Raw genomic sequence first — 21,309 nt, 5'->3', positions numbered from 1 at the left:
CGGGCCGACGTCAGCCATCATTGGTCTCCCTTCCGTAGTCAGCGGTGAATGCTTCGACGAAGGCATTCTGCAGGATAGCCAGAAATGCCTGGAAAGGGCTGAGCTCGGCATCGTCCAGGCTGCCGGAGAGCTCGACCTCTGTCGCGAACTGATCTTCCTCCGGGTTCTCCAGCAGCCGCCGTCCTGCGCCGACCAGTGCTTCCCACGCCCCGCGTAAAAAGCCTTTGTCTTCATCCTCGATGATCTGTTCCAGATTGAAGATCGACGCATCCCGCAGCAGCGGTCTGATATAGCCGTCGAGTCGACGATCCTGCGCTTCCAGTTCGACCACCACGTCGCCCCAGCCCTCGACGAAATCGAAATTGCCGTAGGCCTCTGTAACGTCGTTCAGACTTGTCAGCGGGACGTCGGTGATACGCGCCTGGATGTCGAAATCCAGGTCCGACAGCGGGTCGATACGCCCGGATAGCTCCAGGCTGCCTTCGTCCATGACCACGCCGGTCGCTTCGAAGTCGGCCGTGCGCCGTTGCTCGCCTTCGGGCCGGTTGGTCAGGTTGCGCACGATGGCGTCCATGCCGGTCACATACAGGTGGATCGGTGGCTCGGTGCCGTACATCCGGTAGGAGGCCTGGCCGTTGACGATCCGCACGTGCTCGAAGGTGATCGGCATCATTTCCCTGACCTCGATGCGCCAGTCCGGGGCATCCGGTTCCGGCGGGTCGCCGATATCCACATCGCCGATGTAGTTCATCACCGGCTCATGGATGGTCGCGGTGGCCACGATACCGCGGCGGGCGAAAAGGTCGCTCCAGCTGATATCGACGTCCACCGAGGCTGCGTCGAGGATCGGTACCTGGATGCGATCGTCCTGCGTTTCGATGCGCACCCCACCCAGCGAGGCGCCGCCGCGCCACCAGGCGAGATCCAGGCTCTGGACCTCGCCACGGTAGTCCCCCATGTCTTCCATCTGCCGGTTGATGTAGTTCAGGGCAATGGGTGGCAGGATCAGATGAATGATGATCAGCAACAGGCCTAGCGCAAGCAGGACCCAGAGCAATATCCGTGGAAGGCGGTTCATGGCAGTACACAAGTCAATGAAATGTTAGGGGTGGACCCTGCAGGAAGTTGCCAGTTCGGCTGGACGAGACACCAGTCGGGGCATAGGCTTCTGGCTTTTCGATCGCTCCGAGGGACGAACATGAGCCGCATCTTCGCTGACAACGCCGAATCCATCGGTAATACGCCGCTGGTCCGCATCAATCGCCTGGGCCCGGATAACGTGACCATTCTGGCCAAGATCGAGGGTCGCAACCCTGCCTATTCGGTAAAATGCCGCATCGCTGTCGCCATGGTCCGTGACGCCGAGGCGAGCGGGGCGCTCAGGCCGGGCATGACCCTGGTCGAACCGACGTCCGGTAATACCGGCATAGGCCTGGCGTTCGTCGCGGCGGCGCGTGGGTACAAGCTCATCCTCACCATGCCAGCCTCGATGAGCCTGGAGCGACGCAAGGTGCTCAAGGCGCTCGGCGCCGAACTGGTCCTGACCGAGCCGGCCAAGGGCATGAAGGGCGCGATCGAGAAGGCCAGCGAGATCGCCGCCTCAGACCCCGAGCTCTACTTCATGCCGCAGCAGTTCGAGAACGCATCGAATCCGGCGATCCATGAGCAGACCACCGGACCGGAAATCTGGAACGACACCGACGGCGCGGTCGATGTGCTGGTGGCGGGCGTCGGCACCGGCGGAACCATTACCGGCGTTTCGCGCTACATCAAGGAGAGCAAAGGCAAGTCGATCCTCTCGGTCGCGGTCGAGCCGGTGTCCTCGCCAGTGATTACCCAGACGCTGGTCGGCGATGAGGTGAAGCCCAGCCCGCACAAGATCCAGGGCATCGGCGCCGGTTTCGTGCCGAAGAACCTCGACCTTTCGCTGGTCGACCGGGTGGAGCAGGTCAGCGACGACGAGTCCAAGGCGATGGCGCTGCGGCTGATGCGCGAAGAGGGCATTCTGGTCGGGATTTCCTGCGGTGCAGCGATGGCCGCTGCCGTGCGGCTGGCCAACGAGCCCGGGATGCAGGGCAAGACCTTTGTGGTGGTGCTGCCTGATTCCGGTGAGCGCTACCTGTCCTCGATGCTGTTCGAAGGCCTGTTTGGCGAGCAGGAACTGCAGCAGTAGTAATCACGGCCCGCTTGATCCAGAACTGATCCAGCGGGCCGTCGCGCAGCCCTGCCCGGGCGCTTGTCCCCTCGCTCGACAGCCTGACACGGAGGACAAGGCGCACCAGCAGATTGCTCTGGCGGCTCGCTGCAGTCATGAAGCCCGGCGGTTCAATGCCGGCGAGGTTTGAGCAGCGCCGGTTTTTCTTCGGGGGCGTGGCAGAGCAGATACAAGGCCGTGAGAATCTCGGGAATCTGCTGGATCATCTCATCCACCAGGTCGGCGTCCTGGGCGATGTCGGCGAACTCCGGCTGCTCATCGAACAGGCCCGAGCCCACCATAATAGGCAGCAGCAGCTCGCTGACTTCCTCCTCGGCTTCCTCGAACCAGACGGCCTCGCGCAGGAACACCCCTTCCATGAAGCCGATGCACCAGCCGCGCAGCTCGGAGTCGTCCGGGTCTTCGCCGAGGTCCGGGTCGCAGGGAAGCTCCATGTCTTCATCGCTGGCCAGCTGCCTGGCGATGTGGGCCTTCAGCTGAGCCAGGGTCGTCTCGATGGACTCGCGTTCGGTGTCATCCCGGTAGCGAGGCGGCTCGGCGAACAGCGCGTCGATCCATTCCTTTTCCGGAACTTCATCCGGGCAGATGCACAGGGCCGTCAGGTAGCCATGGGCAGCGATGTAATCAAGCGCTTCTTCGTGCAGGTCATCTGCATCGAGAAACACTTGCAGGCGGGCGAGTTGCTCGGCGAAAGACATCGGTGGCTACCTTGAAAAGAGTACAGATCGGGATTCTAGACGAGGGACCGGGCCCCGGCTACCAATGCTCACAGGATATAACCTCGGGAGAGGGGCCAAGTTCAGTGTGCCTTCAATTTTCACCTGATACCGTTCGGCGAGGCGCAGTCGCTGCTCAGCGGTCTGGCGTTGCAAGGTATACTGCGCCCCTTGTTTTGGAGGCGGCATGCTCGACCAGGCACAGCGTATCCTCAAGGATATTTTCGGCTACGACTCTTTCCGCGGTAACCAGTCCGCCATCATCCAGCAGGTCGCAGGCGGCGGGGATGCCCTGGTTCTGATGCCGACAGGTGGCGGCAAATCGCTTTGCTACCAGGTCCCGGCCCTTCTGCGCGAGGGGCTGGCGGTGGTGGTTTCACCGCTCATCGCACTGATGGAAGATCAGGTCGCGGCGCTGGATGAGCTGGGCGTCGCCGCGGTCGGCCTCAATTCCACTCTCGGCCCCGACGAACAGCGCGATATAGCCGAACGCCTGCGGCGTGGCGAGATCAAGCTGCTCTACCTGGCGCCGGAGCGACTCGTCCAGCCGCGCATGCTCGGCTTTCTGCAGAGCTTGCCCATCGCCCTGTTCGCCATCGACGAAGCCCATTGTGTATCCCAGTGGGGGCACGATTTCCGCCCGGAGTACATGCAGCTTGGCCAGTTGGCCGAGTTGTTCCCTGACGTGCCGCGCATCGCCCTCACCGCAACCGCGGACAAGCGGACCCGCGAGGAGATCGTGGAGCGACTGCACTTGCAGGACGCCCAGCGATTTCTTTCGAGCTTCGACCGGCCGAACATCTTCTATCGCATCGTCCCGAAGGAGCAGCCTCGCAAACAGCTGCTCGCCTTTCTTGCGGAGCGCCGTGGCGACGCGGGCATCGTCTACTGCCTTTCGCGCAAGCGGGTCGAGGAAGTGGCTGCGTTTCTCACCGATCAGGGCATTCCGGCGCTGCCCTACCATGCCGGGCTGCCGAGCGAGCTGCGTACATACCACCAGCGTCGGTTCCTCAATGAAGAGGGGCTGGTCATGGTGGCAACGATTGCCTTCGGCATGGGAATCGACAAACCCAACGTGCGCTTCGTGGCGCACCTCGACCTGCCCAAGTCACTGGAAGCCTATTACCAGGAAACCGGCCGCGCCGGCCGCGACGGGCTGCCTGCGGACGCCTGGATGGCTTATGGCCTGCAGGACATGCTGTTCCTCAAGCAGATGCTCGGCAATTCCGAAGGGGACGAGCGCCACAAGCGGGTCGAGCGCCACAAGCTCGATGCCATGCTGGCTCTCTGCGAGGAAACCCGTTGTCGTCGGCAGGCGCTGCTGGCCTATTTCGACGAGATCCTCGAACAGCCCTGTGGGCACTGCGACATCTGCATGGATGGGGTGGAAACCTGGGACGCCACTGACGCGGCCCGGCTTGCCCTGTCGGCGATCTATCGCAGCGGGCAGCGTTACGGAGTCGGCCATCTGGTGGATATTCTGCTCGGGCGGGACAATGACAAGGTCCAGGGACTGGGCCACCAGCACTTGAGCGTGTTCGGCATGGGCAAGGCGCGCGCGGAGAGCGAGTGGCGGTCGCTGTTCCGCCAGCTCGTTGCGCGGGGTCTGGTGGACACTGACCTGGACGGCTACGGCGGCTTGCGCCTGACCGAGGGCTGCCGGCCGCTGTTGCGGGGCGAGGCAAGCCTGCAGCTGCGCCGGGAGATTACCAGCAAGGCGCCCAAGCCCACGGCGAGTGCCGCCAGCCAACTGGTACGCAGCGAAGAGCGGGAGCAGTGGGAAGCGCTGCGCGCACTGCGCCGCAAGCTGGCTGAAGAGCATTCCGTGCCGCCTTATGTGATCTTTCCCGACGCTACCCTGCTCGAGATGCTGCGCAGCAAGCCGCGAACCCTGGCCGATATGGGCAGAGTCAGTGGTGTGGGGGCTCGTAAGCTCGAACGCTATGGAGAGGCATTTCTCGCGCTTCTTCAGGACGGCGGGACCGGCCAGGCGCCCAGGGCGCCCGCCGACTTGCGGCATGAACTGGTCAGCCTGGCCTGTGCCGGGATGACGCCGAGCCAGATCGCACAGCGCTTGGGCTGTAGCGAAAAGAACGTCTACACCCTGCTGGCCGAGGCCATCGGTGAGCAGCAGCTGACTCTGGAACAGGCGCTCGATCTGCCAGAAGAGCTGATGGGCCGCATACAGGAGGCCTTCCTCGACGGTGACGGTGACCTCCCTTCCGTGACAGCAGTGGCCGAGACGCTCGGGCGCGAAGTTCCACTGGGAGTGCTGCACTGTGTGCGGTCTTCGCTGGAGGCGGAATTCGGGGACGGATAATTCTGCTTGCAAATCCGGCATGCTCAGGCAACAGCGAAACGTTGCATAACAGCGTCAGGTCGATTTAGATAGCGGCCTAACTATGAGCAGGCAAATCCGTAATGCCGAACAAACGTCACTACAGCTTCGGAATGCAGTTGGCGCTGCTTTCCCGATCCTGGCGCGGTGAACTCGACCGTCGTCTGCTGCACCTCGGTCTGTCCCAGGCCCGCTGGCTCGTTCTGCTTCACCTCGCACGCATGCCGATGGTGCCTACCCAGCGGGAGCTGGCCAAAAGTGTCGGCGTCGAGGGTCCGACCCTGGCCCGGTTGCTGGACAGCCTGGAGGAGCAGGGTCTGGTCAAGCGCCTGGGGGTTCCTGAGGACCGCCGTGCCAAGAAGATCATTCTCACAGAGCGCGCCCAGCCCCTGATCGACGAGATCAAGACCATCTCGATGGAGCTGCACGAGGATCTCTTCGCGGGAATAGACGAGGCGGATCTGGAATGTTGCCTGCGGGTTCACCAGCAGGTACTGGACAACCTGGCCCGCGCGTGAGGACCTAGTGTCCCGAATGACTGCCGCTGGCTGCTGCGCCGTGCCCCATCAGCCAGTGCTGGTGGGGGCCAGGCAGGGTCCATAGGCCGAACAGGATCACCAGGATGCCGCCGGCCATTCGCACGCTGCGCTTTCGCAACAGTCGCGCTACCCGCTCGGCCGCCAGGCCGGTGGCCAAGAGCACCGGCAGGGTGCCGAGGCCGAAAGCGAACATCAGCAGGGCGCTCTCGACCGCGCTCCCCTGGCTCGCTGCCCAGAGCAAGGTGCTGTAGACCAGGCCACAGGGCAGCCAGCCCCACACCGAGCCGAGGGCAAGGGCCCGCGGTAGGCTGCTGATCGGCAACAGGCGACTGGCGAGGGGTTGAAGATGACGCCAGAGGCCTTTCCCCAGTGCCTCGACACGCGTCAGGCCATTCCACCATCCCGCCAGGTAGAGCCCCATGGTAATGAGCAGCAGCCCAGCAAGGATGCGCAGCACCAGGGCGGCGGGGCTATTGGCCACAGCCCAACCAGCCAGGCCGATGAGAGCACCGGCCAGCGTATAGCTCAGGATTCGCCCCAGGTTATAAGCAAGTAGCAGCGGCAGCCGCCGGCTGCGCTGGTCGGCGGGAATGGCCAGGGTCATGGCGCCCATCAGCCCGCCGCACATGCCCAGGCAGTGACCACCGCCAAGAAGTCCGAGGATAAGCGCCGACAACAGAAGTGGAAGCAGTTCAACCACCCTTGGGCTCCTGCTTGTCGTCCTCGTCGTTCTGTTCGGTCGCTGGCTGGTCGGTCTTGCGCTCGAGTTCGTCGTCGAACAGGATGCTATGGCCGGGGCTGTCCAGGTCGTCGAACTGGCCACTGTCGACCGCCCAGAAGAACACCCAGATGGCGACCGCGACGATGCCCACGGCCACGGGGATCAAGATATAGAGTGCAGTCACCTCACCTCCGGTAAAGAACAGGATGGCCGGCAGGCGCGAGGCGTGGCCGGCGTCGGGTTCAGCGCTGCACCCGGGACAGGCGCAGGGCGTTGAGTACCACCAGGAGCGAACTGAGCGACATGCCAAGGGCTGCCCACAGGGGTGTTACCCAGCCGATGGCTGCGAATGGCAGGATCAGCCCATTGTACAGGCTGGCCCAGGTCAGGTTCTCGACAATGATCCGCCGGGTACGCCGCGCCAGGAGGAAGCCCTGAACCAGACTGTCGAGCCGGTTCGACAGCAGCACCGCGTCTGCACTCGTCTTGGCCAGGTCGGTAGCCGAGCCCATGGCGATGCTGATGTCAGCTGCGGCCAGGACAGGTACGTCGTTGACCCCGTCGCCCAGCATCAGCACTGTGCGACCTTCTGCCTGCAGGGCCTGAAGACGGACAAGCTTGGCGTCCGGAGTCAGGCCCCCCTCGGCACGTTCGATGCCCAGCTCAGCAGCGATCTGCTCAACCATTGGCGAACTGTCGCCCGAAAGCAACACGGTGTGCCAGCCCTGCCGGCGGCAGGCGTCGAGCAGGGCCGGGGCATCGTCGCGCAGACGATCGTCGAGAACGAGCCAGGCAAGCGGTCCGTGAGCGTTTCCGAGCAGCAACCACTGGCCCTGGGTACCAGGTATCTCGGGCGGCGTGCCTGCATAGCCCTCGGCCACGAATGTGGGCTGGCCGATACGCAGCACTTGTTCTTCGACTATCCCTTGCAGGCCGCGGCCTGGAATCGAAAGGACCGTTTCGGCTGGCTGCGGCGCACGGCCGAACGCCCGGGCGATGGGATGCTCCGAGCGGTTTTCGAGCGCGGCGGCCAGGGCCAGGCAGGTATCGGCGTCGAGCTCGGCCAGAGGTTCGACGCGGCTGAGCGTCAGGCGGCCCTCGGTCAGGGTGCCGGTCTTGTCGAACACCACGGTGTCGATCTGGTTGAGCCCTTCGAGGACATGGCCACGAGTCAGGAGCAGCCCGAGCTTGTGCAGGCTGCCGGTCGCGGTGGTGAGCGCCGTCGGGGTGGCCAGTGACAGTGCGCAGGGACAGGTCGCCACCAGCAGGGCAAGCACGATCCAGAAGGCGCGGTCTGGGTCAAGTTGCCACCAGACCATGCCCACCATGCTGGCCACCACCAGCACGATCATCAGGAACCACTGCGCGACACGATCGGCCAGCTCGGCCAGCCGCGGCTTGTCCGCCTGGGCCCGCTCCAGCAACTGCACGATGGCCGACAGCCGGGTGTCATCGCCGAGCGCCTGCACCTCGATGGTCAGGGGACCCTCGACGTTCAGGGTGCCGGCGGTCACGCTGTCACCCACCTGGCGCGGCAAGGGCAGGTATTCGCCAGTCAGCACCGATTCGTCGACACTCGACAGGCCGCTGACAATCCGCCCATCGGCTGGAATGAGGGTGCCAGGCTGCACTAGCACCCGATCGCCGATGTGCAACTCGCGAAGAAGGATGCGCTGGCTCTGGCCGTCGCGCTCGAGACGAAGACAGGAGGCGGGTAGAAGGTTGACCAACTGGGCGGTGGCGGCCACGGTGCGCTCTCGGGCCCGACGCTCGAGATAGCGTCCGGCCAGAAGAAACAGGGCGAACATTCCCACTGCATCGAAGTAGAGCTCGCCGCGCCCGGTTATGGTCGACCAGATGCCGGCGACGTAAGCACCACCGATGGCCAGCGATACCGAAACATCCATGCTCAGATGCCGAGTGCGAATATCGCGCAGGGCTCCGCGGAAGAAATCGGTGCAACAGTAGAAGACAATAGGCGTTGTCAACAGCAAGGCTGTCCAGCGGAGAATGCTGTCCATCCCCTCGGTAAGGTCGAGGTTGAATTCGGGCCAGGTGGCCATGGTGGCCATCATCACCTGCATCCATAGCAGTCCGGCGACCCCCAGTTGGCGCAGGGCCCGGCGGTTTTCCCGTGCGGTGTGCTGCACGGCGAGGTCCGGCTGATAGGGGTGCGCGGCGTAGCCGATCCGGCGCAGCTCGCTCAACAGGGCGCTGAGCGGCATCCGGGAATCGCTCCAGCGCACCTGGAGGCGGTGATTGGAGAGATTGAGATGAGCCTCGCTGACGGCGTCCAACCCTCTCAGGTGACGTTCGATCAGCCAGCCACAGGCGGCGCAGCTGATACCTTCGATCAACAGGGAAGTGCTGGCCAGCTCCCCCTGGTGCTCCACGAAGGGTTGCTGCACGTCCTCGCGGTCGTAAAGTGCGAGCTCATCACTGAGTACCTGCGGGAGGCTGTCCGGGTTCAGCGAGGTTTCACTGCGGTGCTGGTAGTAGTTTTCCAGGCCACCCTTGACGATGGCTTCGGCTACCGCCTGACAGCCAGGGCAGCAGAAGTCGCGAGCTTCGCCGAGCACGACGGCGCGGAAGTGGCCGCCGGCAGGAACCGGCAGCCCGCAATGAAAACAGGGGAGGGGAGTGGCCATCAGGCTGTACTTCAGTGAGTCAGCTCGAATGCCTGGCCTGCTTCGATGAGTTCCTCTTCATACAGGCGCCAGTCCTGCTCGCCTTCGCGACCGAGCAGTTCGATGAAGCGGCGACCGCGCACGGTGTCCTCCATATGCCCTTCATAGCGACCCTCGCCTTGAGGCTGCAACACGACGCGGCGATCACGATCCGGCTGGGTGGGGGATATCAGGTTCATCACCAGGACCTGTGGCCGACTTTCGCCGGACAGTTGGATGTGGGCCAGGCCGGTATCCTCATCTAGGCGTACCAGTGCCTGCATATCAAGCTGCCGCGCCAGGACCTCGCGTTCCAGCGAGGTGTTGATACCCCTGCCCACTTCGTAATAATTGTCTACCACAAGGCTGTCGGAATTGCGGATGGCGATGGTCAGGAGTGACAGGCCCAGCACCACGGAAAAGGCCAGGATCGAAATGATGAACCAGGGCCAGAATTGCTTGTACCAACGGGTGTTTTCGGTAGTGGACTGCATGTGATACCTGTCAGCGAACGGCGGGGCCGATAAAGCGGCTTTCAGCGTTCTTGGTTATCGATGGGTCGTCGGCGGAGCGGATATTGAACGAGACCACATTGGTGCTCGACGGCATGCGTTCGGCAGGCATCGACAATTCCACGGGAAGTGTGACCATCTCGCCAGCTCCGGCTCGGATCTGCTCTCTGCCCCGATAGAGCAGGCCGTCCAGGCCGGACGCTTCGATGACGTAGTTCTGCTCGGTCTGGGTCTTGTTCACGATCTTCAGGGTGTAGACATTCTCGATATGTCCGAGCTCGTTCTCGCGGAACAGCACACGGTCCTTGAGGACGTCCAGTTGCACCAGCGGGCGGCTCGCTACCGCGTAGGTGAAAAGGCCCAGCATCGCCATGAGCGCGAAAGCATACCCGATTAGTCGCGGGCGGAGCAGGTGGGTCTTCTCGCCCGAAAGGTTGTGCTCGGTGGTATAGCTGATCAGGCCCTTCGGGTAATCCATCTTTTCCATGACGGCGTCGCAGGCGTCGATGCAGGCAGCGCAACCGATGCACTCGATCTGCAATCCGTCGCGGATGTCGATACCGGTGGGGCAAACCTGCACGCAGAGCGTGCAATCGATGCAATCTCCCAGACCCTGGGCCTTGTAGTCGGCGGTCTTCTTTCTCGGTCCGCGGCGTTCTCCACGGCGGGGGTCGTAGGAGACGATGAGCGTATCCTTGTCGAACATCACGCTCTGGAAGCGTGCGTAGGGACACATGTAGATGCAAACCTGCTCGCGGAGAAAGCCCGCGTTGCCATAGGTGGCAAGGGTGAAAAAGCCAACCCAGAACAGCGCCCAGCCACTGACCTGGAAACTCAGCAGGTCAGGTACCAGTTCTCGGATGGGCGTGAAGTAACCGACGAAGGTAATCGCGGTGAGCAGCGCCACCCCCAGCCAGATCGAATGCTTGGCGAACTTGCGTGCGGCCTTGCTCGGGCTCATGGGGGCCTTGTCGAGCTTCATCCGTTGGTTGCGGTCGCCTTCGGTGACCTTTTCCGCCCACATGTATACCCAGGTGAACACGCTTTGCGGACAGGTGTAGCCGCACCATACCCGGCCAGCGAAAACGGTGATGAAAAACAGGCCGAAAGCGGAGATGATCAGCAGCGCGGACAGCAGAATGAAGTCCTGAGGCCAGAACGTGGCGCCAAAGATATAGAACTTGCGTTCCGGAAGGTTCCACCACACAGCCTGGCGATCACCCCAGTTGAGCCAGACGGTGCCGAAGTAGAGGATGAACAGGGACGCGCCCCCGAGCCAGCGGATCTTGCGAAACAGGCCGGTGAACGAGCGGGTGTAGATTTTTTCGCGCTTGGCGTAGAGGTCGACGGTGTCGTCGTTCTTCTTGGGGGGGGTTACGTCGCGAACAGGAATCTGCTGATTCATCGTTACTCACCACGGCAGTGTGTGGAGGTCAGCCGGGAAGCTGACCGAACTACACTGCATATGGTACTCCCCAGGGTACCCGCTCAGGTGCGACCGGTAGTCGCTGCCCGAGCGGGATACGACCTTATTCGGCCGAGTCTTGGCGGGAGAGGCTGTAGACGTAGGCTGCAAGCACATGCACTTTGTCTTCTCCCAGGATGTGCTCCTGAGCCGGCATGTGCCCGTTACGTCCGTAACGCAGTGTCTGTTGTACCTGGGCAAAGCTCGAACCATACAGCCAGTAGCGGTTGGTCAGATTCGGCGCACCCATCGCCTGAGTGCCGGTGCCGTCCGGACCATGGCAGACCGCACAGTTGGTCGTGTAGATCTCCTGGCCGCGCTCGAGGTTGATCTCGATGTTGTCCGGGTTCTGCAGGCCCGACAGGCTGCGGACGTACCCGGCAACATGGCGGATGCCTTCCTCTCCCAGTGTCTGGCTCCAGCCTGGCATGGCGCCTTGACGTCCCTTGAGGATGGTGGTCTTGATGGTGTCAGGATCACCGCCCCACAGCCAGTCGTCATTGGTGAGGTTGGGGAAGCCGTAGGCACCGCGAGCATCCGATCCATGGCAGAGCGCGCAGTTGGATGCGAACAGGCGGGCGCCCATCTGCAGTGCCTGCTGGTCCTCGGATACCTCGGCGACTGACATCGCGCTGAAACGGGCGTACAGCGGGCCATAAGCCTCGTCGGCGCGGGCGATTTCCTTTTCCCACTGGGCCACGCCCGTCCAGCCGTTCTCGTAGCCGGGCAGGATGCCACGGTAGTTGCCCAGGCCGGGGTAGAGGATCAGATAGCCGATGGCGAACACGATAGTCGCCACGAACAGCATGAACCACCAGCGCGGCAGCGGGTTGTCGTATTCCTCGATGCCATCGAAGGCATGCCCGAGGGTCTGGTCGGTGGTGTCGTTACGTTGTCCCTTGCGCGTCGCGTAGATCAGCCAGATCAGCGCGACGATGCTGCCGATCGTCAGCAGGGAAATGTACCAGCTCCAAAACGTGGTCATTCACTCTTACTCCTGGAGTCTTTCTTGTCTTGCGCTCTGGCCTCGGGGTCGTCGGCAAAGGGGAGGTGGGCGGCTTCGTCGAAGCTCTTCTTTCGCTTGCTGCTGTAGGCCCAGACAACGATAGCGATGAAAGCGACGAAAACCAGAATGGTTCCCAAGCCACGGAGAGTCCCGATTTCCATAAGCGTTTTACCTTGTATTGGTGATCGCGGTGCCGAGCACCTGCAGGTAGGCGATCAGCGCATCCATCTCGCTGACCCCGCGAACGGCTTCGCGGGCCCCGGCGATGTCTTCATCAGTGTAGGGGACGCCAAGGGTGCGCAGGGCTTGCATCTTGCGGGCGGTGGCGCGTCCATCGAGGGTGTTCTCCACCAGCCAGGGGTAGGAAGGCATCTTCGATTCGGGAACGACGTTGCGCGGGTTGTACAGGTGCGCACGGTGCCAGTCGTCGGAGTAGCGTCCACCGACACGGGCCAGGTCCGGGCCGGTACGCTTGGAGCCCCACAGGAAGGGGTGGTCCCAGACGCTTTCGCCGGCGACGGAATAGTGGCCGTAGCGCTCGGTTTCAGCGCGGAACGGACGGATCATCTGCGAGTGGCAGCCGACGCAGCCCTCGCGGATGTAGATGTCGCGACCTTCGAGCTGCAGCGCCGTGTAGGGACGCATGCCGTCAACGGGCTCGTTGACCACGTCCTGGAAGAACAGCGGCACGATCTGGGTCAGGCCGCCGATGCTCACGGCCAGGACCATGAACAGGGTCAGCAGGCCGATGTTTTTCTCGAGTTTCTCGTGTTGCTTCATTGCTCAGTCCTCAAACCATCTTCGCCGCAGCTTCGTACTCGGCAGGTTTGGACGCCTTAACGGTGCGCCAGGTGTTGTAGGCCATCAGCAGCATGCCGACAAAGAAGAAGGCGCCGCCGATCACGCGAACCACAAAGCCTGGGTGGCTGGCCTCGAGCGATTCGACGAAGGAGTAGGTCAGGGTGCCGTCGTCATTGACCGCACGCCACATCAGGCCCTGGGTGATGCCGTTGACCCACATCGAGGCGATGTAGAGCACAGTACCGATGGTGGCCAGCCAGAAGTGCGCGTTGATCAGCGGCAGGCTGTACATCTGGGTGCCGCCGAAGACACGTGGGACCAGGTGGTAAAGCGAGCCGATGGAGATCATCGCCACCCAGCCGAGGGCGCCGGCATGTACGTGGCCGATGGTCCAGTCGGTGTAGTGGGACAGGGCGTTGACGGTCTTGATGGCCATCATCGGGCCTTCGAAGGTCGACATGCCGTAGAAGGCCAGCGACACCACCAGGAAGCGCAGGATCGGGTCGGTGCGCAGTTTGTGCCAGGCACCGGAGAGGGTCATCATGCCGTTGATCATGCCGCCCCAGCTTGGCGCCAGCAGGATCAGCGACATCACCATGCCGAGCGACTGGGCCCAGTCGGGCAGGGCAGTGTAGTGCAGGTGGTGCGGACCGGCCCAGATATAGACACTGATCAGCGCCCAGAAGTGGACGATGGACAGGCGATAGGAATAGATCGGGCGCTCGGCCTGCTTCGGCACGAAGTAGTACATCATGCCGAGGAAGCCGGTGGTGAGGAAGAAGCCCACGGCGTTATGGCCGTACCACCACTGGATCATCGCGTCGGTGGCACCCGAGTAGATCGAGTAGGATTTCATCCAGCCGACCGGAATCTCCAGATTGTTGACGACATGCAGCATGGCGGTGACGAGGATGAAGGCGCCGAAGAACCAGTTACCCACGTAGATGTGCTTGACCTTGCGCTGCATGACCGTGCCGAAGAACACGATGGCATAGCTCACCCAGACGATGGTGATGAGGATATCGATCGGCCATTCGAGCTCGGCGTATTCCTTGGAGCTGGTGTAGCCCAGCGGCAGGGTGATGGCCGCGGCAACGATCACCGCTTGCCAGCCCCAGAAGGTGAACATGGCGAGCTTGGGGGCGAACAGCGTGGTCTGGGAGGTACGCTGCACGGCGTAGTAGGACGTGGCGAACAACGCGCAACCGCCAAAGGCGAAGATGACTGCATTGGTGTGCAGTGGTCGCAGACGACCGAAGCTGGTCCAGGGAAGGTCGAAATTGAGGTCCGGCCATGCCAGCTGGGCAGCGATGAAGACGCCGAGGCCCATGCCGACGATTCCCCAAACCACCGTCATGATGGCGAATAGGCGGACCACCTTATAATCAAAGGCGGTACTGGTTGCAGTGTTCATGTATGGGTTTCCATCCACGGTTTATGAGCAGGGTTCTTCCAGGCTAGGAAGCCGAGCGGAAGGATGGATAAACGGCGGCTTCGCTGCATTGATCAGGATCAATTCCACAAATGGAAGAAAATGTTTCGCTGCTCTGGGACAGGCCTGCCGGTGCCGCGGTCGCCACGCTGATCCTCGCGCATGGGGCAGGGGCGCCAATGGACAGTGCGTTCATGGAATGGATGGCAAAAGGCCTTATGGAGCGAGGCGTTACGGTGGTTCGGTTCGAATTCGCCTACATGGCCGGCCGGCGGACAGGAGCGTCCCGGCGACCGCCTGATCCCATGGCACGACTGCTCCAGCGCTGGCGGGAAGCCTATGAACAAGTGCGACAGCAAGCCGCAGGCCCGCTGGCCATTGGTGGCAAGTCGATGGGCGGTCGGATGGCCAGTCTGCTGGCGGACGAGCTGGCTGCATCTGCGTTGGTCTGCCTCGGCTATCCCTTCTACGCCTCCGGCAAGCCCGACAAGCCCCGGGTCGCCCATCTGGCGCAGCTGAAGACTCCGACATTGATCATCCAGGGGGAGCGCGATGCCCTGGGCAACCGCGAGCAGGTAGCGAACTATGCGCTGGCCGACTCCATTGAGCTGCTCTGGATGCCTGCCGCGGACCATGACCTCAAGCCGCTGAAACGATCAGGTTTCAGCCATGACCAGCACCTGAGCAGCGCCTGCGAGCGGATTGCCCGATGGCTTCAGGAGTTGCCGAGCAGCTGAGCGGCTCGGCGCTCCGAGCGGCGCCGACTGCTGTCCCGGCTTTGCTACAATTGCCGCCCGTTTGACGCCCCGCGAGACCTTCATGAGCGACCCCATCCGCCTGACCCAGTACAGCCATGGCGCCGGCTGTGGCTGCAAGATTTCTCCCAAGGTGCTCGATGTGATTCTGGCCGGCAGCGGCGCGCAGCATCTCGACCCCAGGCTCTGGGTTGGTAACGCGTCTCGGGACGACGCCGCGGTCTACGGCATCGACGACGCCCGAGGAGTGGTGTCGACCACTGACTTCTTCATGCCGATCGTCGACGATCCCTTCGATTTCGGCCGCATCGCCGCGACCAACGCCATCAGCGACATCTATGCCATGGGCGGCGACCCGCTGATGGCCATCGCCATACTCGGCTGGCCGGTGGACAAGCTGCCGCCGGAGGTGGCCCGGGAGGTGATCGCTGGCGGCCGCGCTGTCTGTGACGCGGCCGGGATCGTGCTGGCTGGCGGGCACTCGATCGACGCCCCGGAGCCCATCTTCGGGCTGGCGGTCACCGGACTGGTGGACAAGGAGCACCTCAAGCGCAACGACACGGCAACCCTGGGCTGTCAGTTGTACCTGACCAAGCCGCTGGGCATCGGCATTCTCACCACCGCCGAGAAAAAGGGCCGGTTGCGTCCGGAGGATGCGGGACTCGCGCGCGACTGGATGTGCAGGCTGAACACTCCTGGTAGCCGCTTTGGCCGTCTTCCCCAGGTGATGGCGATGACGGACGTGACAGGCTTCGGTCTGCTCGGCCACCTGGTCGAGATGGCTGATGGCAGTGGCCTTACCGCCGAACTGCAGGCCGAACGTGTTCCCTTGCTTCCCGGTGTCGAGTACTACTTGGGCGAAGGCTGCGTGCCGGGTGGAACACAGCGCAACTTCGACAGCTATGGCCAGCGCATCGGCGCGCTCGGCGAGCGTTCCCGGCAACTGCTTTGCGATCCGCAGACCAGCGGCGGGCTGCTGATAGCGGTGAGACCGGACGGCGAAGCGGCGTTCCTTGCCGTGGCCGCGGAGCTCGGGCTGTCACTGGAACCGATCGGGCGCTTTGTCGAGGCCCGAGCGCATGCGGTCGAGGTGATCTGATGCGCGGTGACACTCAGGATTACCGCAGTCTGTTCTTGTCTGCCGCGCCGATGATGGATACCCGCGCCCCGGTGGAGTTTTCCAAGGGCGCCTTCCCGGGCGTGATCAATCTGCCATTGATGACCGACATCGAACGGCAAAAGGTGGGGACCTGTTACAAGCAGCACGGCCAGGCGGCGGCCATCGAACTGGGCCACCGACTGGTATGCGGCAAGACGAGAGACGCCCGGATCGAGGCCTGGGCAGCGTTCGCCCGACAGCATCCCGACGGCTATCTCTACTGTTTCCGAGGTGGGTTGCGCTCGCAGATTGTCCAGCAGTGGCTCAAGAGCGATGCCGGGATCGAGTACCCGCGCGTGACGGGCGGCTACAAGGCGCTGCGTGGGTTCCTCGTCGATACCCTCGAACGGGGTGTCGCCGAGTGTCGGTTCGTCCTGATCGGGGGCCTGACCGGGACGGGCAAGACCGAGGTCGTCGCACAGCTGGAGAACAGCCTTGACCTGGAAGGATTGGCCAACCACCGCGGGTCGAGCTTCGGCAAGCGCGCCAGCGCCCAGCCGGCGCAGATCGACTTCGAGAACGCCCTGGCGATTCGCATGTTGCAGATGCGCGACCAGGGCGTGGCGCGCTTCGTCATGGAGGACGAGGCGCGCTTGATCGGCCGCTGTTCCGTGCCGCTGCCCCTTCACCAGGGTATGCAGGAGTATCCGTTGGTGTGGCTCGAGGACAGCTTGGAAGGCCGCGTGGAGCGAATCCTGCGGGATTATGTGGTCGACCTCTGTGCTGAATTCGTCGCGGCCTACCGCGATAGCGAGACGGGCTTCACAGCCTTCGACGAGCGTATGCGCCAAAGTCTCGGCGGCATCAACAGGCGCCTGGGCGGGGAGCGCTACCAGCGGCTGATGACACTGCTCGATCAGGCCCTTTCAGCACAGCGGCAGACCGGCTCGGTAGAGCTGCATCGGGCCTGGATCGCTGCGCTGCTGGAAGAATACTACGACCCGATGTATGCCTATCAGCGGCAGAGCAAGGCCGAGCGAATCCTCTTCGCCGGCCCGCAGGCCGAGGTGGTCGATTACTTGCGTGAGCAGGCTTCGGGGCGGATGTGATCAGCGAATCCGGAATCGGCGCTGATCACGGCGGCCAACACCCAGCAGCTCGAGGTTCGGCGGCTGCGTCACCCGGGCACAGAGAGCGCAGTCTACATCCGCGAGTCGCGCGCCGGACGTTGATGACCGCCTGGGGTTTTCGCCTGGCGGCCGAACCGGCGAATCAGCCATTTCTCGGTCTCCGCACCTACCAGCACCACCGCGCCGGCCAGTACCACTCTTAGCCATTCTTCAGCAGACAGACCGGCGGAACCGAACAGCTGCTGCATCGGCGGGGCATAGGTGTAGAGCAACTGGAGCAGCCCACAGGCCGCCAGGCTGACCAGCACCCAGCGATTGCCGAGCAGTCCCTGACGGTTGAGCACGCTGGCGAAGAGGTAGCGAGTGCTGATCAAGTAGAACATCTCGCCGACGACGATGACGTTGACCACCATGGTCCGTGCGGTTTCCAGGCTGGTATCGCGGTCCAGCTCCCAGAGGAACAGGCTCAGTCCGCCGGCCATCATCAGAATCGACACCATGATCACCCGCCAGACGAAGAAGCCAGTGAGGATGGGTTCGGCGGGTGGCCGCGGCGGTCGCTGCATGATGCCTCGCTCGGCTGGCTCTGCGGCCAGCGCAAGCGCCAGGGTGCAGGAGGTGACCATGTTGATCCACAGAACCTGCACCGGAGTCAGCGGCAGCGCCAACTGAAACAGGATCGCGGCGATCACGATCAGTACCTGGCCACCATTGGTGGGCAGGATGAACAGGATGGACTTCTTCAGGTTGTCGTAGATCGCCCGGCCTTCCCGGACCGCTGTGCCGATGGTGGCGAAGTTGTCGTCCGTCAGCACCATGTCGCCAGCTTCCTTGGCTGCTTCGGTGCCCTTGTTGCCCATGGCGACTCCGACGTCGGCGCGTTTGAGCGCGGGAGCGTCATTCACGCCGTCGCCGGTCATGGCGACCACCTGCCCGCAGCCTTGCATCGCCTCCACCAGACGCAACTTGTGTTCCGGGCTGGCGCGAGCGAAGACGTCCACCTCCAGCACCACCTCCCGCAGGCGCTGCTCATCCATCTGTTCGATGTCCGCGCCCGTCAACGGCTGCTTGCCCAGCCCGATGCCCAGCTGTTCGCCGATGGCTCGGGCAGTATCGGCGTGGTCGCCGGTGATCATCTTCACCTGAATGCCGGCGGCATGGCATTCGGCGACCGCTGCGATGGCTTCGCTGCGCGGTGGGTCGATGATGCCGACCAGGGCGAGCAGGGTGAACCCGCCTTGTTCGATGTCCTCGAAGGCGAGCCCGTGCTGCTCGGGCCCGGCTGCCTTTTCAGCCAGTGCCAGCAATCGGAGGCCGCGGCCCGCCGTGTCGTTGGCCATGCGCAGCCAGTAGGCGCGGTCGATCGGATGATATCCGCCGTCGGACTCCCATTGGCGATCACAGGCGTCGAGGATGCGCTCCGGTGCTCCCTTCAGGTAGATCAGGCGCTGTTCCTCGCTCCGGTTGAGCGTGGCCATGAAGCGGTGCTCGGACTCGAAGGGGATCGAATCGATGCGTTGCCAGCGGCGCTGTTCTTCTCCGGCATCCAGACCACCTTTGCCTGCCAGTACCAGCAGGGCGCCCTCGGTGGGGTCGCCCTCGACCGACCAGAGTCCGTCTCGTTGCAGCAGTCGCGCATCGTTGCAGAGCACGCCGGCTCGCGCGACCTTGGCAAGTAGTGGATGTTGCTCGCCGGGAACCACGCCCTGGTCGGCAAAGACGAAGCCGCCTTCGGGGGCATAGCCGACACCGCCGACGTCGTAGCTGCCGTGGGAAGCTATCACCCGCTGCACGGTCATTTCGTTGCGAGTGAGGGTGCCGGTCTTGTCCGAGCAGATGACCGTGACCGAGCCCAGGGTCTCCACCGCCGGAAGCCGACGGATAATGGCTTGCTGGCGAGCCATGCGCTGTACCCCAAGCGCCAGCATGACGGTGATGATGGCGGGCAGGCCCTCGGGGATGGCGGCCGCCGTGAGGGCAATGGAGATCATGAGCATCTCGGAGGCGTCGTAGCCGCGCCAGAGCGTGCCCAGGGCAAAGGTGACCACCACGATCAGCAGAATCGCAACCGCCAGCCAGCGGCCGAACCGGTCGATCTGACGCAACAGCGGTGTGGAGATTGTCGGTACGCTGCCCAGCAGGGTATTGATCCGTCCCAGTTCAGTGCACGAGCCGGTATTGACCACCAGGCCACGCGCCTGGCCGTAGACCACCAGCGTTCCGGAATAGGCCATCCCGAAACGATCCCCCAGCGGTGCGTCGGGGGCGACCGCTGCCGCGGTCTTCTCCACGGCCAGCGACTCGCCAGTCAGCGCCGCTTCCTCGGCGCGCAGGTTCTGCACCTGGAGCAGTCTGAGGTCGGCAGGAACCTTGTCTCCCGAGGCGAGCAGGACCACGTCGCCCGGCACCAGTTCGCTGGCATCGATCTCCTGCCGCTGACCGTCGCGCAGCACCGTGGCGCGAGCGGTGAGCATCCTGCGAATGCTCTCCAGCGCGGCTTCGGCCTTGCCCTCCTGGATGAAGCCGATGACGGCATTGACCAGTACGGCGGCAAAAATGACCCAGGCGTCGATCCAGTGGCCCAGCAAGGCGGCGATCACCGAGGCGACCAGCATCACGTACAGCAGCACGTTGTGGAACTGCAGCGCAAAGCGCAGCAGCGGACCGCGACGTCTCGCCTGCGGCAGTCGGTTGGGCCCGTATCGTTCCAGGCGGCCCGTTGCCTCCTCGGTGCCAAGGCCTTCGCTGCGGCTGTCCAGTTGTTTCAGACAGTCTTCGGTGGTGAGGCTGTGCCAGTCGGTCATGCGTGTCCCTCGATGATCAGTTGCAACCCTAGGGACAAGGGCGCGTAGTGGCAACCGCCTCGCTCAATGATCGAAACCGCGAGTGACTTGCAGCAACGAAAAGGCGGTTTCGCTATCGAAATGTAGAAGGATCGTCACTGGCGCGCTTGGCTCGCCTCTGGCACCCCAGTAGGATCAAGCAGTTGGGTAAAGGACTGAACCATGCGATCAAGACTCGAAGCCAGCCTGGCGGCGATCAATCAGGTATTGCTAGGAAAGGACCAGCAGGTTCGGTTGGCCGTGACCTGCCTGTTGGCGCGAGGACATCTGCTACTGGAAGATCTACCGGGGATGGGCAAGACGACCCTCAGCCACACCCTGGCCCGGGTCATGGGGCTCGGCTTCCAGCGAATCCAGTTCACCGCCGACCTCCTGCCGGGGGATATTCTCGGGACCTCGGTATTCGATCGTCAAAGCAGCAGTTTCGTCTTCCACCAGGGGCCGATCTTCGCCGAACTGATTCTCGCCGACGAGATCAACCGGGCCACGCCAAAGACACAGAGCGCCTTGCTCGAAGCCATGGAAGAGGCGCAGGTGACCATCGAGGGCGCCACGCGTCCGCTGCCCGAGCCCTTCTTTGTCATCGCCACGCAGAATCCGGTCAGCCAGGGGGGCACCTTCCCCCTGCCCGAATCCCAGCTCGATCGCTTTCTCATGCGCGTTTCTCTGGGTTACCCAGCTCGCGCTGCAGAAAAGGCGCTGCTGCTGGGCGATTCGCGGCGGGCAATGCTGCCCCGTCTTGAGCCTGTCTTCGACCGTGCCGCCCTGGCCGCCGCCCAGGCCGAAGCCTCCGCCGTGCGGGTGAGCGAAGCGCTGGCCGACTATATCCTGCGCCTGGCCGACGCGACCCGGACCCAGCCGCGGTTCGCCTGCGGGCTGTCTCCGCGCGGGACCCTCGCGCTACTGGCGGCGGCCAAGGCCTGGGCCTACCTGGCCCATCGCGACTATGTCATCCCGGAAGACGTGCAGGCCGTGCTGCCCGCGGTGGTGAGCCATCGGGTACGCGAGCGCAGCGACAGCACCGGCGGCTTGCTGGCAAACTGGCTGCTCAGCGAAGTCCCGGCGCTCTAG

Annotated in this window: 19 protein-coding genes; 7 read left to right on the top strand and 12 right to left on the bottom strand. The window is 63.5% G+C overall.

Going from position 1 to position 21,309, the window contains the following annotated elements; genetic code table 11:
- Positions 1 to 10: 10 nt before the first annotated feature.
- Positions 11 to 1,078, bottom strand: a complete 1,068-nt coding sequence (locus ACFOMF_RS04495; RefSeq protein WP_386361653.1) for a DUF748 domain-containing protein — start codon at positions 1,076 to 1,078, stop codon at positions 11 to 13.
- A 120-nt stretch (positions 1,079 to 1,198) separates the two neighbouring features.
- On the opposite strand from ACFOMF_RS04495, the gene cysK reads away from it, so the two are divergent.
- Entirely contained in the window at positions 1,199 to 2,173 is a 975-nt protein-coding gene (gene cysK / locus ACFOMF_RS04490; protein ID WP_386361651.1) for a cysteine synthase A, read from the top strand.
- Between the two features lie 152 nt (positions 2,174 to 2,325).
- Here the strand turns inward: cysK and ACFOMF_RS04485 are convergent, their stop codons facing one another.
- Positions 2,326 to 2,913: a YecA/YgfB family protein gene (locus ACFOMF_RS04485; protein WP_386361649.1), complete on the bottom strand. Its 588-nt coding sequence runs from the start codon at positions 2,911 to 2,913 to the stop codon at positions 2,326 to 2,328.
- A gap of 205 nt (positions 2,914 to 3,118) precedes the next feature.
- On the opposite strand from ACFOMF_RS04485, the gene recQ reads away from it, so the two are divergent.
- Both recQ and ACFOMF_RS04475 read left to right on the top strand, forming a co-directional pair.
- Positions 3,119 to 5,251 carry a DNA helicase RecQ gene (gene recQ, locus ACFOMF_RS04480; protein WP_386361648.1) on the top strand — a complete coding sequence of 711 codons (2,133 nt, stop codon included), beginning with the start codon at positions 3,119 to 3,121 and terminating at the stop codon, positions 5,249 to 5,251.
- Between the two features lie 101 nt (positions 5,252 to 5,352).
- Entirely contained in the window at positions 5,353 to 5,787 is a 435-nt protein-coding gene (locus tag ACFOMF_RS04475) for a MarR family transcriptional regulator (RefSeq protein ID WP_386361646.1), read from the top strand.
- 4 nt (positions 5,788 to 5,791) lie between these two features.
- Here ACFOMF_RS04475 and ACFOMF_RS04470 read toward each other — a convergent pair whose 3' ends face one another.
- The 9 genes from ACFOMF_RS04470 to ccoN all read right to left on the bottom strand — a co-directional run bounded on the left by ACFOMF_RS04470 (position 5,792) and on the right by ccoN (position 14,393).
- Complete coding sequence (locus ACFOMF_RS04470; RefSeq protein WP_386361644.1) at positions 5,792 to 6,508, bottom strand: sulfite exporter TauE/SafE family protein; 717 nt, start codon at positions 6,506 to 6,508, stop codon at positions 5,792 to 5,794.
- On the bottom strand, positions 6,501 to 6,713 hold the full coding sequence (ccoS, locus tag ACFOMF_RS04465; RefSeq protein WP_386361642.1) for a cbb3-type cytochrome oxidase assembly protein CcoS: 213 nt from the start codon (positions 6,711 to 6,713) through the stop codon (positions 6,501 to 6,503). The genes ACFOMF_RS04470 and ccoS overlap by 8 nt, the downstream gene beginning before the upstream one ends.
- A gap of 58 nt (positions 6,714 to 6,771) precedes the next feature.
- Positions 6,772 to 9,177 (bottom strand): heavy metal translocating P-type ATPase, encoded by a 2,406-nt coding sequence (locus ACFOMF_RS04460; protein WP_386361640.1) that lies wholly within the window; start codon positions 9,175 to 9,177, stop codon positions 6,772 to 6,774.
- Positions 9,178 to 9,188: 11 nt separating this feature from the next.
- Entirely contained in the window at positions 9,189 to 9,689 is a 501-nt protein-coding gene (locus tag ACFOMF_RS04455) for a FixH family protein (protein WP_386361638.1), read from the bottom strand.
- Positions 9,690 to 9,699: 10 nt separating this feature from the next.
- Positions 9,700 to 11,112, bottom strand: a complete 1,413-nt coding sequence (gene ccoG / locus ACFOMF_RS04450) for a cytochrome c oxidase accessory protein CcoG (protein ID WP_386361636.1) — start codon at positions 11,110 to 11,112, stop codon at positions 9,700 to 9,702.
- 124 nt (positions 11,113 to 11,236) lie between these two features.
- The gene (ccoP, locus tag ACFOMF_RS04445) at positions 11,237 to 12,157 is read right to left on the bottom strand and encodes a cytochrome-c oxidase, cbb3-type subunit III (protein ID WP_386361634.1); all 921 of its coding nucleotides are present in this window, start codon (positions 12,155 to 12,157) and stop codon (positions 11,237 to 11,239) included.
- Entirely contained in the window at positions 12,154 to 12,339 is a 186-nt protein-coding gene (locus ACFOMF_RS04440) for a cbb3-type cytochrome oxidase subunit 3 (RefSeq protein WP_386361632.1), read from the bottom strand. Before ACFOMF_RS04440 ends, ccoP begins: the two co-directional genes overlap by 4 nt.
- 7 nt (positions 12,340 to 12,346) lie before the next feature.
- On the bottom strand, positions 12,347 to 12,958 hold the full coding sequence (gene ccoO, locus ACFOMF_RS04435; RefSeq protein ID WP_386361630.1) for a cytochrome-c oxidase, cbb3-type subunit II: 612 nt from the start codon (positions 12,956 to 12,958) through the stop codon (positions 12,347 to 12,349).
- 10 nt (positions 12,959 to 12,968) lie between these two features.
- A complete protein-coding gene (gene ccoN / locus ACFOMF_RS04430; RefSeq protein WP_386361628.1) occupies positions 12,969 to 14,393 on the bottom strand; it encodes a cytochrome-c oxidase, cbb3-type subunit I in 1,425 nt (474 codons plus the stop codon).
- Positions 14,394 to 14,503: 110 nt separating this feature from the next.
- On the opposite strand from ccoN, the gene ACFOMF_RS04425 reads away from it, so the two are divergent.
- From ACFOMF_RS04425 to mnmH, 3 genes are all read left to right on the top strand, one after another.
- Positions 14,504 to 15,148: an alpha/beta family hydrolase gene (locus ACFOMF_RS04425; RefSeq protein ID WP_386361626.1), complete on the top strand. Its 645-nt coding sequence runs from the start codon at positions 14,504 to 14,506 to the stop codon at positions 15,146 to 15,148.
- Positions 15,149 to 15,230: 82 nt separating this feature from the next.
- Positions 15,231 to 16,265 carry a selenide, water dikinase SelD gene (gene selD / locus ACFOMF_RS04420; RefSeq protein ID WP_386361625.1) on the top strand — a complete coding sequence of 345 codons (1,035 nt, stop codon included), beginning with the start codon at positions 15,231 to 15,233 and terminating at the stop codon, positions 16,263 to 16,265.
- Entirely contained in the window at positions 16,265 to 17,374 is a 1,110-nt protein-coding gene (gene mnmH, locus ACFOMF_RS04415; protein ID WP_386361623.1) for a tRNA 2-selenouridine(34) synthase MnmH, read from the top strand. The genes selD and mnmH overlap by 1 nt, the downstream gene beginning before the upstream one ends.
- Before the next feature lie 92 nt (positions 17,375 to 17,466).
- On the opposite strand, the gene ACFOMF_RS04410 is transcribed toward mnmH, so the two are convergent.
- On the bottom strand, positions 17,467 to 20,199 hold the full coding sequence (locus ACFOMF_RS04410) for a cation-transporting P-type ATPase (protein WP_386361621.1): 2,733 nt from the start codon (positions 20,197 to 20,199) through the stop codon (positions 17,467 to 17,469).
- Between the two features lie 201 nt (positions 20,200 to 20,400).
- On the opposite strand from ACFOMF_RS04410, the gene ACFOMF_RS04405 reads away from it, so the two are divergent.
- Positions 20,401 to 21,309 (top strand): AAA family ATPase, encoded by a 909-nt coding sequence (locus ACFOMF_RS04405; protein WP_386361620.1) that lies wholly within the window; start codon positions 20,401 to 20,403, stop codon positions 21,307 to 21,309.

The organism is Stutzerimonas tarimensis (assembly GCF_042648805.1).
GTDB classification, from domain to species: domain Bacteria; phylum Pseudomonadota; class Gammaproteobacteria; order Pseudomonadales; family Pseudomonadaceae; genus Azomonas; species Azomonas tarimensis.
The sequence above is the reverse complement of the archived record's forward strand: the minus strand, read 5'-3'. Positions and strand labels throughout refer to the sequence as shown.